Annotated in this window: 14 protein-coding genes; 9 read left to right on the plus strand and 5 right to left on the minus strand. The window is 65.3% G+C overall.

Features of this window, described 5'->3' with window-relative positions:
- Positions 1-2: 2 nt before the first annotated feature.
- Both ABCW42_RS12155 and ABCW42_RS12160 read left to right on the plus strand, forming a co-directional pair.
- Positions 3-623 carry an L-threonylcarbamoyladenylate synthase gene (locus tag ABCW42_RS12155; protein WP_423181493.1) on the plus strand — a complete coding sequence of 207 codons (621 nt, stop codon included), beginning with the start codon at positions 3-5 and terminating at the stop codon, positions 621-623.
- 2 nt (positions 624-625) lie between these two features.
- Entirely contained in the window at positions 626-1,291 is a 666-nt protein-coding gene (locus ABCW42_RS12160; RefSeq protein ID WP_423181494.1) for an alpha/beta family hydrolase, read from the plus strand.
- 2 nt (positions 1,292-1,293) lie between these two features.
- Here the strand turns inward: ABCW42_RS12160 and ABCW42_RS12165 are convergent, their stop codons facing one another.
- From ABCW42_RS12165 to hrpB, 3 genes are all read right to left on the minus strand, one after another.
- A complete protein-coding gene (locus ABCW42_RS12165; RefSeq protein WP_423181495.1) occupies positions 1,294-3,450 on the minus strand; it encodes an elongation factor G-like protein EF-G2 in 2,157 nt (718 codons plus the stop codon).
- A gap of 115 nt (positions 3,451-3,565) precedes the next feature.
- The gene (locus ABCW42_RS12170; RefSeq protein ID WP_423181496.1) at positions 3,566-4,321 is read right to left on the minus strand and encodes a M50 family metallopeptidase; all 756 of its coding nucleotides are present in this window, start codon (positions 4,319-4,321) and stop codon (positions 3,566-3,568) included.
- Positions 4,322-4,362: 41 nt separating this feature from the next.
- Complete coding sequence (gene hrpB / locus ABCW42_RS12175; protein ID WP_423181497.1) at positions 4,363-7,059, minus strand: ATP-dependent helicase HrpB; 2,697 nt, start codon at positions 7,057-7,059, stop codon at positions 4,363-4,365.
- 385 nt (positions 7,060-7,444) lie between these two features.
- On the opposite strand from hrpB, the gene ABCW42_RS12180 reads away from it, so the two are divergent.
- Both ABCW42_RS12180 and ABCW42_RS12185 read left to right on the plus strand, forming a co-directional pair.
- Positions 7,445-7,864 carry a DUF6153 family protein gene (locus ABCW42_RS12180; protein ID WP_423181498.1) on the plus strand — a complete coding sequence of 140 codons (420 nt, stop codon included), beginning with the start codon at positions 7,445-7,447 and terminating at the stop codon, positions 7,862-7,864.
- Between the two features lie 156 nt (positions 7,865-8,020).
- Positions 8,021-8,653, plus strand: coding sequence for a DUF305 domain-containing protein (locus ABCW42_RS12185; RefSeq protein WP_423181499.1), 633 nt, complete (start codon positions 8,021-8,023; stop codon positions 8,651-8,653).
- Positions 8,654-8,807: 154 nt separating this feature from the next.
- Here the strand turns inward: ABCW42_RS12185 and ABCW42_RS12190 are convergent, their stop codons facing one another.
- Positions 8,808-9,068 carry a hypothetical protein gene (locus ABCW42_RS12190; protein WP_423181500.1) on the minus strand — a complete coding sequence of 87 codons (261 nt, stop codon included), beginning with the start codon at positions 9,066-9,068 and terminating at the stop codon, positions 8,808-8,810.
- Positions 9,069-9,417: 349 nt separating this feature from the next.
- Here ABCW42_RS12190 and ABCW42_RS12195 point away from each other — a divergent pair, with 349 nt between their 5' ends.
- The 5 genes from ABCW42_RS12195 (at position 9,418) to ABCW42_RS12215 (ending at position 14,982) form a co-directional block, all read left to right on the plus strand.
- Entirely contained in the window at positions 9,418-10,461 is a 1,044-nt protein-coding gene (locus tag ABCW42_RS12195; protein ID WP_423181501.1) for an NAD(P)-dependent alcohol dehydrogenase, read from the plus strand.
- A 163-nt stretch (positions 10,462-10,624) separates the two neighbouring features.
- Entirely contained in the window at positions 10,625-11,212 is a 588-nt protein-coding gene (locus ABCW42_RS12200; protein WP_423181502.1) for a TMEM175 family protein, read from the plus strand.
- Positions 11,213-11,332: 120 nt separating this feature from the next.
- A complete protein-coding gene (trxB, locus tag ABCW42_RS12205; RefSeq protein ID WP_423181503.1) occupies positions 11,333-12,310 on the plus strand; it encodes a thioredoxin-disulfide reductase in 978 nt (325 codons plus the stop codon).
- Between the two features lie 126 nt (positions 12,311-12,436).
- Positions 12,437-13,687: an Nramp family divalent metal transporter gene (locus tag ABCW42_RS12210; protein WP_423181504.1), complete on the plus strand. Its 1,251-nt coding sequence runs from the start codon at positions 12,437-12,439 to the stop codon at positions 13,685-13,687.
- A gap of 47 nt (positions 13,688-13,734) precedes the next feature.
- Positions 13,735-14,982 (plus strand): APC family permease, encoded by a 1,248-nt coding sequence (locus ABCW42_RS12215; protein WP_423181505.1) that lies wholly within the window; start codon positions 13,735-13,737, stop codon positions 14,980-14,982.
- 2 nt (positions 14,983-14,984) lie between these two features.
- On the opposite strand, the gene ABCW42_RS12220 is transcribed toward ABCW42_RS12215, so the two are convergent.
- Complete coding sequence (locus tag ABCW42_RS12220; protein WP_423181506.1) at positions 14,985-16,184, minus strand: MFS transporter; 1,200 nt, start codon at positions 16,182-16,184, stop codon at positions 14,985-14,987.
- Positions 16,185-16,314: the final 130 nt, after the last annotated feature.

Genomic DNA, 16,314 nt, shown 5'->3' on the forward strand with positions numbered 1-16,314 from the left:
GGATGGCGAGATTCTTTGATGTCCATCCCGAGGACCCCCAACCGCGGGCCATTGCGCAAGTAGTCAACATCGTGCGGTCCGGCGGGCTGATAGCGTACCCCACCGATTCTTGCTACGCGCTCGGCGCGCAGTTGGGCAACAAGGAGGCGTTGGACCGCATCCGCTCCATTCGGCGGCTCGACGACAAGCACCATTTCACGTTGGTCTGCAAGGATTTCGCCCAGCTGGGGCAATTCGTGATGATCGACAACGACGTCTTCCGGAGCATCAAGGCCGTCACTCCCGGTAGCTACACTTTCATCCTGCCCGCCACCAAGGAAGTTCCGCGCCGCCTCCTGCATCCGAAGAAGAAGACAGTGGGCGTCCGGATTCCGGACCACAACGTCGTCCACGCCCTCCTGGCCGAACTGGGTGAGCCGCTCCTCTCCAGCACTTTGCTCCTGCCCGACGAGGAAGAACCGTTGACCCAAGGCTGGGAAATCAAGGAGCGCCTGGACAACGTGGTGGATGCCGTGATCGATTCGGGTGACACCGGCGCGGAACCCACTACAGTGGTGGACTTTTCCAGCGGCGCGCCGGAAGTGGTGCGGCGCGGTACCGGCGACCCCTCGCGATTCGAGTGACCGTGCGGCCCGAAGAATCCCGTATCGCCATCGACGTGGACGGGACGCAGATCTCCGCCATCTACGCCCGGCCGGAAAAGCCGTTCGCTACCCTCGTGCTGGCGCACGGTGCCGGCGCGGGCATGGAGCATCCCTTCCTCGGCGGCCTCGCCCAGGCATTGAACGACTACGGCGTAGCCACCTTGCGCTTCAACTTCCCCTACCGTGAGGCCGGGAAAAAGTTCCCCGACCGCCCGCCCGCGGCGATCGCCGCCTGGAAAGCGGTCATGAATGAGGCGGCAGCACGTTCCGATGGTGAGCCACTTTGGGCTGCGGGCAAGTCTTTCGGGGGCCGGATGGCATCCATGGCGGTGGCTGAGGGAATGCCGGCAGCCGGACTCGTCTATCTCGGATATCCCCTGCATCCGCCGGGGAAGCCGGACAAGCTCCGCGACGAGCACCTTTACGGGCTCACGCTTCCCATGCTCTTCCTCCAGGGCACCCGGGACACTTTCGCAACTCCGGAACTGCTGGAAGGCGTCGTTGCCCGGATCGGGCCGACGGCCACCATCGGCTGGCGGGACGGCGGCGACCACTCCTTTGCCCGCAAGGGAGTCAAAGAGGGCGCAGGATCGGTGGGGGCTTCGTTGGCCCCCGAAGTGTCGGCTTTCCTTCGCGCGAACAGCTAGCGTCAAGCCCTCGCTGCAGCGACCGCAATGCCGGGCGGGAGTGGTTCGTGCCTCAAGTACTCCCGCCGGAAACGGCCCCCGCCCGCGGTCAATCCCCGCAGCACGATCGCATACCTCAGTAATTCCTGTTCCGGCACTTCGGCGCTGATTTCCGTGCTTTCCCCGCCAACCGACGTCGTTCCCGTCACCCTGCCGCGGCGGGAGGAAAGGTCGCTCATGACGGCCCCCACGTGGTCGTCGGCAACCAGTACGGTGACGGCGGATATCGGTTCGAGGAGTTGGATATTGCTCGCAGCAGCGGCCTCGCGGAGCGCCAGCGCCCCGGCGGCCTGGAATGCGGCATCCGAAGAATCCACGCTGTGCGTCTTGCCGCCCACCAAGGTCACCCTGATGTCCACCACGGGGAAGCCCGCGCGGACTCCCTTGTTCATCTGCGAACGGACGCCCTTTTCAACGGAGACGACGTACGTGCCGGGGATGACCCCGCCGACGATCTTGTCGACGAACTCGAAACCGGCTCCACGTTCAAGCGGCTCCACTTCGATGTCGCAAATGGCATATTGGCCATGGCCGCCTGACTGCTTGACATAGCGCCCATGCCCTGCGGCCTGGGCGGCGAAGGTCTCCCTGAGGGGCGTGACGACGTCGACGGTCTGGAGTTTCACGCCTTGCTCGCGCAGGCGGTCCAGGACTGCCTCTGAGTGCGCCTCCCCCATGCACCACAGGACCAATTGGTGGGTCTCCGCGTTGCGTTCCACCCGGAGCGTCGGATCGCCGGCGGCGACTTTGGCGAGGCTCTTGGACAGGGCGTCCTCGTCGCCGTGCGAAGCGGCCTCGACCGCCACGGGCATCAACGGCTCGGGCATGTCCCAGGTTTCCACCAGCAAAGGGGCCTCGCGCGCCGAGACGGTGTCTCCTGTTTCGGCACTCGCCACCTTGGCCAGCGCGCAAATGTCTCCCGCCACGGCAAAGGGCACCGGGCGGAGGTTGGCTCCCAAGGGCGAGTAAAGATGCGTGATCCGCTCATCGCTGTCGTGGTCCGGGTGTCCGCGATCCGCCAAGCCATGGCCGCCCACGTGGACGGCCGAATCCTCGCGGAGCGTCCCGGAGAACAGCCGGACCAAGCAGACGCGGCCGAGGAAGGAGTCAACAGTGGTCCGGACTACCTCTCCCGCGAGCGGGCCGTCGGGATCGCACGTAAGGGGTTCGACGGGGTTGCCGGTGAGGTCGGTGGCAGGCGGAAGGTTCCGTTCGGTCGGCGAAGGGAAGGCGCGGGTCAGTACCTCGAGCAGTTCGGCGGTGCCAAGCCCTGTGGTGGAGGATGCCGCGATCACCGGGAAGAACGTACCCCGGACAATCGCTGTTTCGAGGTCCTCGATGAGGGTATCCACGGAGATGTCCTCGCCTTCGAGGTAACGGTCCATCAGGGTCTCGTCTTCGCTCTCGGAGATGATCCCTTCGATGAGTTCGCCCCGTTGCTCATCGGACGAAGCCAGTTCGGCGGCGTCCGCCGGGCGGGTCGAGGGACGTTGATCGCCCGCCGAATATTCCGAAACCGATCCGGACAGCAATCCAAGCAATCCCGTGACGCTGCCCGCGGTGCGAACGGGCAGGTAGAGAGGGAGGACCGAGTCGCCGAAGGAGTGCCGGCACTCGGCCAGGACAGCATCGTAGTCCGCCCGGGGATGGTCGAGGCGGCTGATGACCACAGCCCTTGGCATGCCTACCCGTTCGCATTCACCCCACAAAGCGATCGTCCCGGCGTCGACGCCATCAACAGCGGAAACAACGAACAGCGCCGCATCCGCCGCCCTCAGGCCGGCACGCAGTTCGCCCATGAAATCCGCGTAGCCAGGCGTGTCCAGGAGGTTCACTTTGATGTCGTCGAACACCAGGGGCGCGGCGGACAGCCCGGTAGAGCGCTGCTGGTGGACGGCGGTCGCCTCCGAATCGCCCACTGTGGTGCCCTCCACGATCGATCCCATGCGGGATACGACGCCGGTGGCGTACAGGAGCGATTCGAGCAGCATGGTCTTACCGGCACCGGAACGCCCGATCAGCACTACGTTGCGGATGTTTTCCGGCCGATCGGCCGATGCCGCCGATGCGTCCGCGCGTCGAAGGTCGGGATTGACCCGGTTCGGCCCCTTCACCGACATGAGCACCTCCTGGAGTCGCTTTGCAACCGATTCCACACCCTGGCGCGACGGACGGCAAGGGGTCAAGGCAGACTCGGCGGAAACCAGGGACCCTTGGTTCGGCACACCCCGATGCTCAGATGAGCATGCTCCACACCAGGCGTACGGACAGTGCAGCGCTCGTGGCGATGACCGTGGCGAAGCCAAAGAGCCACAACCACGACGGTACGCCGGTGGATCGGGCCAGGATGAATGCGTCCGACGACGCCAGGCGGTTGCGGCGCCGGGTATGGACGGCAGCCACCTTGAACCAGTCCCGCACCGCACCGACTTCCAGCGCCATTCCAAGGCCCAGCACAACGTGGCTTACCGTGGCGGCGTTCGCGAAGACTAAAAGCAACTGGGCAATCGCAGCGCAGCAAACCGCCACGAAGATGCCGGCGAATCCCCTCAGGAAGACCAAGGCCACCAGCAACACCAGCGCGCCGATGGACATCGCAGCACCGGAGTGGCCGGCTGAGACAGACCAGATAAGTGCCACCCCGACCACCGCGGGACTCGGGTATCCCCAGAACCCGGACCAGACGGCTCCGAACTTGCCGCGGCCGCTGCTCAACAGCTGCCCGGAATGGTCCAGCCCGATCCGCAATCCGTGGACCACCCGTCCCGTCATCAGTGCAGCGAAGGCGTGCCCGAGCTCGTGGACGAAGGTCACATAGAGGCCGAACCACCGCCACGTCTGCCGCGGACCGCTCAGCAGGACCGCGGCAACGAGTATGCCGAGGACAACTGGAGCAGAGATGGGAGGAAGCTGCGTCGTGTTGAAGCCACTGATTACGGCGTGCCACCAGTCTGCCGCAAGGTCACCTGGCCCCGGATCCAAATTCGTCACCGTGGCATCCTAAAGGGACAGCCTGTGAATCCCTGCCAGCATCACATCTTCCGCTTCGTTTTGGCCGTTGCCGGCGCCGTCCAGGGGTCTTCGGGCCAGGGGTGTTTCGGATACCGGCCCCGCATTTCCGCACGGACCTGGGCGTAGGGTCCGGACCAGAACGAAGCGAGGTCGTCCGTCACGGCCAAGGGTCGGCGCGCAGGCGAAAGCAGGTGGAACAGGACCGGCACCCGCCCTCCCGCCACCCTCGGGGTTTCGGACCAGCCGAAGCACTCCTGCAGCTTCACCGCGACCACCGGCCGTCCGCCGTCGTCCGCTGCGTCCGGATAGTCGATGCGCACGCGCGAACCGCTCGGCACGTTAAGCGACTCAGGGGCCAGCTCGCCAAAGTTCGCGGCGTCGGGCCACGGGAGCAGCCGGCGCAGCGGCTCGGCAAGGTCGATGCCCCGCGCGGGAGTTCCGCTCGCCAAGGCGTCGAGCTCGGGACCGAGCCACGCGTCCAGGCTGGACAGCAGCGCCGCTTCCGAGACGTCGGGCCACGGCGCGCCGAGCTCCCTGTGCAGCATGGCCAGCCTCCGGCGCAACCCGTCCGCAGCCGTCGACCATCCGATCATTCCCAGTCCTTCGGAAGCCAGGGCGTGGGCCACCGCCTTTCTCCCGTCCTCGGCGGACGCACGCACTGGCGTCGAAGACAGGACGATCGCCCCAAGCCGGCGTTCCTTGCGGGCCGTGACGCGGCCTTGGAGGAATTCCGCCTCGACCGATTCGGCGATGAGGTGGTTGGCGGCCGCTTCCGCGGACTCCGGGTCCAACGGGGCGGCCGACCGGATCACGGCGCCCGTTCCTGCGGCGTCGCGCCCGTCCGAACGCGATACCTCCGCCACCGCAAGCCACTCGTGTCCGCTGAGCGAGCTTCCAAACGGCAGCCCCGCCCGCGTCCCGGAACTGAGAAGATAGCGTTCCGGCCCCGCGCCCGGAACACGCCTTGCCACGCGGTCCGGGAAGGCAAGCGCGATAACGTAGCCAAGGGATTCGGACGGACCCGCCGGATGCGGCACCACTGCAGTCTCTTCAAGGGAGCGCCCGACGCCGGATCCGGCCTGCCGTACGATTCCCTCCAAGCGCCGTGCCTCCTCTGACCAGCGCCGACTTGCGGGGTCCGTGCCCGGGCGTAGCATCGCCAGAAGGCGCGTGAGGTCGGCTCCCGGTGCCCGCTGGTCCCCCGCGACAAGGGCCACGGCCTCGGCGGCCGTCCGGAGGCCGACGGCGTCGGCTCCGTCCAGCAATGCGCGGGCGAGTCGCGGATCGGCGGGAATCCGCGCCAGTGCCTTCCCCAGCTCGCTCGCGTGTCCGCCGTCCGAGATCGCGCCGAGTTCACTGAGGACTTCCACGGCGTCGTCCATCGCGGCTGCGGGCGGCGCGTCAGGCAGATTGAGGCCGGCCCCGCGCGGGGATCCCCAGCATGCGAGGATGAGGGCCGCGCTTGTGAGGTCGGCTACCGCGATTTCCGGTGTGGGATGTGCCGGTGCGGCGGCGAACGCCTTTTGCTCGTAACAGCGGACCACTCGTCCCGGGCCTTGCCGCGCCGCGCGTCCCGCGCGTTGCTCCGCCGATGCCCTGGAACAGGAAACGGTCACCAATCCCGACATGCCGCGCCCCGCGTCACGCCGCAATTCGCGGGAGAGTCCGGAGTCGATGACGAGCCTTACTCCGGGGACGGTGAGCGAGGACTCCGCCAGCGCCGTCGACACGATGATGCGCGGCGGCCCGCCAGGCTCGCGGCCGGACACTGCCCTGTCTTGTTCCGCAGGGCTGGCCTGGCCGTGGAGCTCGAGGACTTCCGCGTCAACCCTGCCACGGAGACGGGAAGCTGTCAGGGATACTTCGCGGGCGCCAGGCACGAACACGAGGGCGTCAATGTCCTGATTGCCCGCGAGCATTTCCGCATGCGCTGCCGCGGCCGTGTCTGCCACGTGGTCGAGGAAGGCCGTCGCCACGCCGCGCCCGTCAACGCGCGGCACGGCCGCCGGTGCCCAGTCCACTTCCAAGGGGTGGAGGGCGGAAGGACAGTCGACGACGGCGGCCGGATTCCCGCCGTCGAACGCTGCTCCCTGGCTTGCACCCGCACCGCCGGCTCCGCCGATGAGGGCCGCGAACCGCGGGGCATCAAGGGTGGCGGACATCGCCACAAGGGTGAGGTCGTTCCGTAGTTCGCGGACCTCTATGAGCATTCCGAGCAGCAGGTCTGTTTCGAGGCCGCGTTCGTGGACTTCGTCCAGGATGACCGCGTGTGTGCCTTCGAGGCCCGGGTCGTCGAGCAGGCGGCGAAGGAGGATTCCCGGAGTGACGAACTCTACAATCGTGTCCGCCCCTGCCTTCCGTTCGCCCCGAACGGCATAGCCGACACGCCCGCCAAGTGTTCCGCCGTCGAGGGCCGCGAGCCGACGCGCCGCCGATCGCGCGGCGACCCTGCGCGGCTGTGTCACCACAACGCGAGGACGCCCACCTTCCGAAATAGTGCCGGCTGCGAGGTTCGCCAGGAGCGGCGGAACCAGGGTGGTCTTGCCGGTTCCCGGAGGAGCTTGCACGACGGCGGCGCCCGCGGCTCCCGGAGAAGCGGTGAGGGCTGCGGCGAGGACCTCCAACGAATCCCGGAACACCAGGCCGGCACCGATCGACTCAAGGTCGAAAGGGCGGTAACCGGTCCGGGCGTCACGTGTTGTGTCAGTGGGATTCACCCTTCCATTCTCCCTATCCGCTGGACACGCCTCGGACGATGGACTGCGTAACGGATCGGGAGGAGGATTAATGTGCAGTCGCTGGAAGGAGGTCTGTGATGTGCTACGGGTACTACAAGGATTACCGGCGGGAAACAAAGACGGAGACGAAGCCGGAACCCGAGGAACGCCCTGAGCCCAAGGTGGAGGTAAAGGACTTTACGTTCTGGCCCTTCCCTCGCCGCCACCGTGAGTTCACGAACGATCCCGAGCCTGTTATCGACCGGACCCGCGAGAGGGTCTAAGCAGGAAATATGAAAGGAATGCCCCAGGAGGGGCGTTCCTTTCGTTTGCGGACCCTCAAAGCCAGTAGCCTTGGGAACAGCATGAGCAAAGGAGGAAGACCATGACCGACCCCCGCCGGGGCCGTTCTCTCGCCTTCCTTCGCCGCGTAGGGCTGTTCGCGACTTTGTTGTCCGTGGTCGCCGGCATCCTGGGCATGCACGTCCTGTCCCCCGGCCACGGCACCCATGCCGTAGGCACCCATGCTGTGGGCACCGGGCACGGCATCATCGCGCATGCCGACCACCACGAACAGACCGCCATGGCAGCGCACTCCTGCGAAAGTCCAGGTACGTGCACCGCAATGTCAGCAGGCGGCGACATGTGCGTTCCTGCGCCGAGCCATGCCACTTTGGCCGCGCCCCTGCCGGGCGTCCTGGCGTTCGTGACTGAACCGGCCGGCTCGACGGCTGCCGGGATTTCACGTTACCCGCACCGTCCGGAGAGTCCTTCACCGGGCGATCTCTGCATCAGTCGCACGTAAATTGCACCCGCACCGGTCCTGCCGATCCGGTGCAGCAGATTTCGCCACCACGCGCGCATCCGCGGGCTTTGCCGTGCGCGTCCCATGCACATGCGCGCTCCATGCAGCCGCGACCTGCCGGCTGATGATTGAAGGACTACACACATGAAGAAAAACGTGACTATCACTGCAATTGCCCTCGCCGCCGCGATCGGACTTACCGGCTGTGCCGGCGGTAACGACAGCAACAACGGAGGCGCCATGTCCGGCATGGACCACCAAGGCACGTCGGCAACGGCATCGGCGACTGCCTCTGCAGCCGCATCTGCAACCGCCTCAGGACCGGCGGCTGCGACGGACCGCAACTCGGCCGACGTCAGCTTCGCGCAAATGATGATTCCGCACCATACCCAGGCCGTCCACATGAGCGACGTGGTTCTCGCAAAGAAGGACATCCCGCTCCAGGTCTCTGAACTGGCCAACAGGATCAAGGCCGCGCAGGGCCCGGAAATCGAAAAGATGCAGGGTTGGCTGAAGGAATGGAACCAACCGGCGGAGATGGCGGGAAGCCATGACATGGACGGGATGATGAGCGAAGGCGACATGAAAGCCTTGGAATCCGCCCAAGGTACCGAGGCAGCCAGGCTGTACCTCACCCAAATGATCGCCCATCACGAAGGGGCCGTCGCCATGGCCACGTCGGAAATCAACGACGGCACGAACGCGGACGCCCTGGCGCTTGGGAAGGACATCGTGTCCGCGCAGCAAGCGGAAATTGCGGAAATGCAGGGCCTGCTGAAATCCCTCTAGGGATTAAACAGGGTCCCTTAGGGATTAAACAGAGTCCCTTAGGGATTAACAGAGTCTCTTAGGGATTAAACAGAGTCTCCTAGGGATTAAACACAGTGCGCCGGCCTGCTGTGGCTTTCACCACAGCAGGCCGGCGCTCACGGAATGACCAGGCTCAGGCGAGGGCGTCCGCGGAGTCCTCCGTAGCCTGCAGTACGGCTTCGGCCACGTCTTCACGGAGGTGGTAGTCCCTGGCTTCGACGGGATAGAGGGAGCCACTGACGACGTAGTAGCCCCGGCCTTCCCCCGGACCGCCGGCGGCTGTATCAATCGCGTCGATCAAGTCGGAATCAAGGGATCGCTCCTTGCCGGATTTGCGTAATCGCGCGAGCTCTTCGGCCTCGAGCCGGCTGATCAATCCCGGAATATCGCACATGGAGGCACCGTCCTGTCGGTCCGTTGGAAAGGTTTGCGCCGTCGCCCCAGCCGTTGGTGCATGCCAAGAAGATTAAGCCCGGGCATGGTGCGTGGCAAGGGTCGGATGGTTAAGAAACCGATCATGAAGTGATGAGGCGAAGCCGGCCGCGAACCCACACTGTGGCCCCGATTAAAGGGGGCACTCCCAGTACCCCTATCAGCAGTGACTCCCTTGGTTCGAGAAAGTCCTGTTGGATGGATAGAGTCGTTCGGGGCCGAAGGGCCATCCCAGACTCAAGCGGCGTGGCGCCGCACTCGCCCTGGAAGACACCGCGAACACCGATCCTCCGTCCACAAGCAGGAGAAACATGCTTAGCGTTAATGCATACGCCGCCCCGTCCGCGAGCGAAGTCCTCGTTCCGACCACTATTGAGCGACGCGACGTCGGCCCACACGACGTGCTGATTGAAATCAAGTATGCGGGCATCTGCCATTCGGATATCCACACTGTGCGCGGCGACTGGGGACCCCAGGCGTACCCCCTTGCCCCTGGCCACGAAATCGCCGGCATCGTCACGGAAGTCGGCTCGGAAGTCACCCGGCACAAAGTCGGCGACCGGGTAGGTGTCGGTTGCATGGTGAATTCATGCCGCGAGTGCGCCAACTGCCTCGCCGGCGAAGAGCAGTACTGCCTCAAAGGCAACGTCGGCACCTACGGCGCCGTCGACCGCGACGGGACCATCACGCAGGGTGGCTATTCGACCCACGTCGTGGTTACCGAGGACTTCGTGGTGCGGATTCCCGAAGGCATCGACCTCGACGTCGCCGCTCCGCTGCTGTGCGCCGGAATCACCACCTATTCGCCGCTGCGGCACTGGGGTGCCGGACCCGGGAAGAAGATTGCCGTCGTCGGGCTCGGCGGACTGGGACACATGGCAGTCAAGCTCGCGCATGCGATGGGCGCCGAGGTGACTGTCCTGTCCCAGTCGCTGAAGAAGATGGAGGACGGCCTGAACCTGGGCGCCGACCACTATTACGCCACGTCCGATCCCGCGACCTTCGAAAAGCTGGCAGGCTCGCTGGACCTCATCATCAACACGGTCAGCGCGTCGATCGAGATCAGCTCCTACCTTCAGTTGCTGAAGCTCGACGGTGCCCTGGTGAATGTGGGGGCGCCTGCCGAGCCACTGCCGGTCAACGCGTTCGCGCTTATCGGGGGCCGCAGGTCCTTCGCCGGATCCATGATCGGCGGCATCAGGGAGACCCAGGAAATGCTCGACTTCTGTGCCGAGCACGGACTGGGAGCAGAGGTCGAAGTCATTCCGGCCGAGAAGATCAACGACGCCTACGAGCGCGTCCTTGCCTCCGATGTGCGGTACCGATTCGTGATCGACACGTCCACCTTCGCCTGATCAGTCGCTCCCGACATTCCCTTCGCGAAGTTAACGCCCCTGCGGTTTCGTCCCGCGGGGGCGTTCTGCGTTGACGAAGAGCCCTGCGGACGGGCGTTCTGCGAAGGTGCACTTTGCGAAGGTGACGCGCCACCAACGATGATGTGCTCATGGAGGCAACCCGATGAACAAGAACCGGCTCGAGGCATTCAGCGACGGCGTCCTCGCCATCATCATCACCATCATGGTGCTGGAGCTTCGCGTGCCTCCGGAACCCACGTGGCATGGCCTGCTCGAGGTGCTGCCCACATTCCTCAGCTACCTGCTTAGCTTCGTCTACGTGGGAATCTACTGGAACAACCACCACCACATGATCCATTTGGCCGACCGCGTCAACGGCGGAATCCTCTGGGCCAACCTGCACTTGTTGTTCTGGCTGTCGCTCTTTCCGTTCAGCACGCGCTGGATGGATGAGACAGGATTCGTCGAAGTCCCAGTGCTGGCTTACGGATTCAACCTGCTTTGCGCCGCGGTTGCCTACTTCGTCCTGCAGCAGGGGTTCATCCGCCAGCAGGGCCGGCAAGGCGCACTCTCCCTGGCCATTGGACGCGACTGGAAGGGCAAGACCTCGCCCTTGATCTATTTGGCGGGTCTGGGGCTCTGCTTCGTGCACCCGCTCCTGGCTGTTGCCGCCTACACCGTGGTGGCCTTGATCTGGCTTGTGCCGGACCGCCGCGTGGAGCATTACGTCGTCGCGGCGCACCAAGAGTAAAGGGAACTCGCGGGATCCCGCGCGGGCCTCCCCCGCGAAGCGACAGACCATTGTCCAGCCCGCTCACCCGGCACTATGCTCCGTGGAAACGCTACTTCCGTTCCTGGCCAGGAGTGTCCCATGAGTAACGAGCAGCTCATCATCATCGGTTCCGGCCCTGCCGGCTACACGGCGGCAATTTACGCCGCGCGTGCGGGCCTGAGCCCGCTGGTCCTCGCCGGATCCGTGACGGCCGGCGGTGCCCTGATGAACACCACCGAAGTAGAGAACTTTCCAGGGTTCCCGGCAGGTATCCAGGGGCCGGAGCTCATGGACGGCCTTCAGGAGCAGGCGGAACGGTTCGGCGCCAAGATAGTGTTCGACGACGTCACGGCGGTCCGGTTGTCCGGCCACCTTAAGAGCGTGGTCACCGGAGGTGGTAAAACCCATCAGGCACCGGCCGTGATCCTGGCGACCGGTTCCGCTTATAAGGAACTCGGCTTGCCGGAGGAGAAAAAGCTCAGCGGGCATGGCGTCTCCTGGTGCGCTACGTGCGACGGCTTTTTCTTCCGGGAGCAGGACATCATTGTGGTGGGCGGCGGGGACTCCGCCATGGAGGAAGCGATGTTCCTCACCCGCTTCGCGACGTCGGTCACAGTGGTTGTGAGGCGCGAACAGCTGCGTGCCTCGCGGATCATGGCGCAGCGGGCCAAGGGCAATCCAAAGATCCGCTTTGCCTGGAACTCGGCCATCACCGCGATCCACGGGGACACCAAGGTCAGCGGGGTCACCATTACTGATACCCGGAGCGGTGAAACACGTGAGCATCCAGCCACCGGAATTTTCGTGGCCATTGGACATGTCCCGCGCACGGACCTCGTCGAAGGCCAGGTGGAACTGGACGACGAGGGCTATATCAGGGTGGACTCGCCCACCACGGTGACAAACCTCGCCGGCGTCTTCGCCTGTGGCGACGCCGTCGACCATCGCTACCGGCAGGCCATCACAGCGGCAGGCACAGGTTGCTCGGCCGCTTTGGACGCCGAACGGTATCTGGCCGCCCTTGATGATGCGGACAGCATCGCCACTGCACTGGTGGAAGAAACCACCCACGCGTGAACCCGAACCGGACGCAGAAAGGAGTGGCAGTTCCGGCATTCATACAGTGCGCCTAAAAATAGCTTTTCGGTGCACCTAAATTTGCGGTATCCTCATTGTGTCCGTATCCCCGATGATGAGGAAACCATGGCTTCCACCCTCGCCCGGCCACCTGTAACCACTTCGCGGTGGCGTTCCAGGCTGCTCTTGCTGGGTCCGGCTTTCGTGGCGGCAATTGCCTATGTTGATCCGGGAAACGTCGCAGCGAACCTCACGGCGGGCGCGAACTACGGATACCTGCTCGTCTGGGTGTTGGTCGCCGCCAACATCATGGCGGTCCTCGTGCAGTACCAATCGGCAAAGCTTGGCTTGGCCACCGGCCACAGCCTCCCCGAACTCCTCGGCAAGAGGCTCGGCACCCGCCAACGCAGGCTTTACTGGGCACAGGCGGAACTCGTCGCGGGAGCCACGGACATGGCCGAGGTCATTGGCGGCGCCGTGGCGCTCAACCTCCTTTTCGGCGTGCCGCTCCTCTTGGGCGGAGTGATCATCGGGTTCGCGTCCATGCTGATCTTGACACTCCAATCATCACGGGGCCAGAAGACATTCGAATCCGCCATCATCGCGCTCCTCGCGGTCATCGCCGTCGGATTCGTGTCGGGGCTGCTCGTCAGCCCTCCGCAGGCCGGAGGCGTCCTGTCCGGCCTGGTGCCGCGGTTCGAAGGCCCTGACACCGTCCTCCTCGCGGCCAGCATGCTGGGGGCCACCGTCATGCCACACGCGATCTACGTGCACTCTGCCCTCGCGAGGGACAGGCACGGCTTCTCGGCGGACCCTGTTGTACGGACCAGGCTCATCCGCACAACCCGCGTGGATGTCATCGGCGCCCTCCTCCTCGCAGGAATCGTCAACGTCGCCATGCTCCTGCTGGCCGCCACCAGCCTGCGCGGCGTCGAGGGGACCAACACCATCGCCGGCGCCCACGCGGCAGTCACCTCCGCGTTGGGCCCTGCAATCGGAGTCGCGTTCGGGGTGGGCCTCCTCGCGTCCGGCCTGGCCTCGACCTCCGTGGGATGCTACGCCGGGGCCACCATCATGGGCGGACTGCTCAAGTTCCGCGTGCCGTTGCTGCTTCGCCGGGTCATCACGCTCGTCCCGGCCTTGATCATCCTCGGAGCGGGAATCGAACCGACTTTGGCATTGGTCTTGAGCCAGGTCCTGTTAAGCTTCGGCATTCCGTTCGCCTTGATCCCCCTGATCAGGTTGACCGGAAAACGCGAGGTCATGGGCATCCATGCCGATTCTCCCGCCTTGAAAATCGCTGGATGGTCCAGCGCAGCGCTCATCGTTGGCCTCAACTGCGTCTTGATCGTGCTGACCGTCACAGGGAAGTCTTAGGCCCCCTCAAGGGACGTAGGCTGGGGGCGAGCCCAGGAGGAACCCCGATGAGCAATCCCCCAACCCTGGCCAGGCGGCTGGGTACCTTTGACGCGGTTTTGATCGGGCTAGGCTCGATGATCGGTGCGGGAGTGTTTGCCGCGTTTACCCCGGCTGCTGCCGCCGCCGGCTCCGGACTACTCATTGCATTGGCCGCCGCGGCCATTGTGGCCTTCTGCAACGCGACGTCGTCCGCCCAGCTCGCTGCCGCCTACCCGACGTCCGGCGGAACGTACATTTACGGACGCGAGCGATTGGGGCCCTGGCCCGGATACCTGGCCGGATGGGGGTTCGTGATCGGAAAGACCGCCAGCGCCGCCGCCATGGCCATGACCTTTGCAGCCTACGCGGCACCGGCCGGGTGGGAGCGTCCCATGGCGATTGCCGCCGTCGTCATCCTTGCCGCTGTGAACTACCACGGTGTCACCCGTACGGCAGGCCTCACGCGCGTCCTCGTGATCGCTGTCCTGGCCGCCCTCGCCGTAGCGGTGGCCGCGTGCTGGGGCGGTTCCGCACCCACGCTGGGCAACGTCCCCGGAGACGGGCTCCTCGCGCATGGCTGGTACGGGATCCTGCAATCGGCCGGGCTTCTGTTCTTCGCCTTCGCGGGTTACGCGAGGATCGCGACCATGGGAGAAGAAGTCAGGAACCCGCGTCGCGCCATTCCGCGCGCTATCGGGATCGCGCTGGGAATCACCGTGGTGGTTTACGCGGCCATTGCACTGACGCTGTTGGCGACGCTTGGCCCGGACGGTATAGCGGCCACGGCGGCACCGCTGGTGGCCGCCGTCGGGCACGGTTCCCTCTCCTGGGCCGCACCCGTGGTGCGGGTCGGGGCCGCTGTTGCTTCCTTAGGCGCCCTCCTCGCCCTCATCGCGGGACTGGGCCGGACAACCTTGGCGATGGCCCGTCACCATGACTTGCCGCACTGGCTCGCGGCGGTCCACCCCCGCTACCGCGTTCCCCACAAGGCCGAGATCGCCCTTGCGGCGGCGATTTGCGTGATCATCAGCGTCGCGGACCTGCGTGGGGCGATCGGCTTCTCATCGTTCGGCGTGCTTATCTACTATTTGGTGGCCAACATCGCCGCGTTCACCCAACCGGCCAAGGACCGTCGATACCCGAAGGCGCTCCAGGTCTTCGGCGCGGTGGCTTGCGTGGTCCTCATCGCCACGCTTCCGCCGCTATCGGCAGGGCTCGGCGTCTTGATGTTCGCCGTGGGCATCGCCCTGCGTTTGGTGCGAGTTCGCCGTTAGCATCACGATGACGCTGCGGCCGGCGGCACCGCTTCGGCCTGTCGCTCCGTCGGCGGAGCGCCGCCTGCCTTCCTGCCGCTCAGCACTATGAGCGCCAGCGCCAGAACAGTGAGCGCGGCACAAGCAGCGAAGACACCCGGGTAGCCGATCGCCGTCGTCGAACCGAACGCGATGATCGGACCGGAGACGATAGCGCCAAGGCGCCGAGTGTTGGTGTAGAGGCCTGAAGCGAGGCCGGGCCGCGGGATCAACCGCTGGAAAAGCGTCAGGCCCACGCCCGCCACGATGCCGAAGAACCAGGCGTTCAATACTTGCAGTGCTATCAGCGCGGCGGGGTTGCCAACGAAAGCCATCAATCCGTAGTAGGCGATTCCTGCCACGCAGCCCGAGGCGATGAGCGCCCGGCTGGAGAAACGGCGGGCCAGCCTTCCGATCAGGAAGAGCGCCGGAATTTCGAGCGCAGCCGAGACACCCAGCGCAATTCCCGCCCACACGACGTCGGCACCAATCCCCTGGGTGACGAACAGTCCCATGATCGATACGGCCGCGCTATTGGTCGCCTGCAAGGCGATAAAGCCGATAACGACGGCGGCGACTCCCGCCTTCGAGAAGCCGCGGCCGCCGTCGGGGTCCTCGTGACGCGGCTGGTCGTCCGCGTCAACGGGGCGCCGCCGCTTCAGCATGGCCGCCGTGGTGGCGACGTTCAGGATCGCCACTGCGGCGAGGGCCAGCAAGATGGCGCGATTGCCCAGCGCCCCCATAATGAGGGTTGCCAAGGGCGGCCCCGCGACCCAGGCGAACGAAACAATAGCCCTCATGTTCATCACATCCGCCGGGCCTGCCCCGGAATGCTTGAGTTGGGCGAACAAGAGGGAACTGCCCACCCCGGCCGGCCCTCCTAGGACAATCAAGCCCACGACGGCGAGCGGCAGGGCCGTGCTGGCCGCGAGCAGCACGGACAACGCCAGCGTCAGTGCCCCGCAGGCCAACATGGGCCGCAAGTAGTCCTTTGCACGGTCTGCATAAGCGGGCAAAAGAAGCGAGGCAACGAACCCGCTCGCATTGTAGACAGCAAGCACCCAGCCCACCTCGGCCGGAGTCGCGTTGAAGAGGGCCACCAAGAGGAGGGCCAAGGCCGGATTGAGGAAGGCGAACTGCAGTCCCCACAACAACGCCGCGGACGGCACAAGCAAACGCCTCATGCCTTGGCACTCCCCTGGCGGGGTTCAATCGGTCGATCCATGCATTCCACCCTAGAATCGCGGCCATGCGCATGGGAGGGCCTGCCGGTACCTGTATGAACAGGCCTTCCCGCTGCTCAGGGGCACTTTT

The organism is Arthrobacter sp. NyZ413, from assembly GCF_049390645.1.
Lineage (GTDB): Bacteria > Actinomycetota > Actinomycetes > Actinomycetales > Micrococcaceae > Arthrobacter.

What these genes read in the sequence shown, in the direction of transcription:
- ABCW42_RS12190 (WP_423181500.1), bottom strand. Translation starts at nt 9,068, where the DNA reads ATGTGCGATATTCCGGGATTGATCAGCCGGCTCGAGGCCGAAGAGCTC.
- ABCW42_RS12195 (WP_423181501.1), top strand. Translation starts at nt 9,418, where the DNA reads ATGCTTAGCGTTAATGCATACGCCGCCCCGTCCGCGAGCGAAGTCCTC.
- ABCW42_RS12210 (WP_423181504.1), top strand. Translation starts at nt 12,437, where the DNA reads ATGGCTTCCACCCTCGCCCGGCCACCTGTAACCACTTCGCGGTGGCGT.
- ABCW42_RS12200 (WP_423181502.1), top strand. Translation starts at nt 10,625, where the DNA reads ATGAACAAGAACCGGCTCGAGGCATTCAGCGACGGCGTCCTCGCCATC.
- ABCW42_RS12155 (WP_423181493.1), top strand. Translation starts at nt 3, where the DNA reads ATGGCGAGATTCTTTGATGTCCATCCCGAGGACCCCCAACCGCGGGCC.
- trxB (WP_423181503.1), top strand. Translation starts at nt 11,333, where the DNA reads ATGAGTAACGAGCAGCTCATCATCATCGGTTCCGGCCCTGCCGGCTAC.
- ABCW42_RS12220 (WP_423181506.1), bottom strand. Translation starts at nt 16,184, where the DNA reads ATGAGGCGTTTGCTTGTGCCGTCCGCGGCGTTGTTGTGGGGACTGCAG.
- ABCW42_RS12215 (WP_423181505.1), top strand. Translation starts at nt 13,735, where the DNA reads ATGAGCAATCCCCCAACCCTGGCCAGGCGGCTGGGTACCTTTGACGCG.
- ABCW42_RS12180 (WP_423181498.1), top strand. Translation starts at nt 7,445, where the DNA reads ATGACCGACCCCCGCCGGGGCCGTTCTCTCGCCTTCCTTCGCCGCGTA.
- ABCW42_RS12165 (WP_423181495.1), bottom strand. Translation starts at nt 3,450, where the DNA reads ATGTCGGTGAAGGGGCCGAACCGGGTCAATCCCGACCTTCGACGCGCG.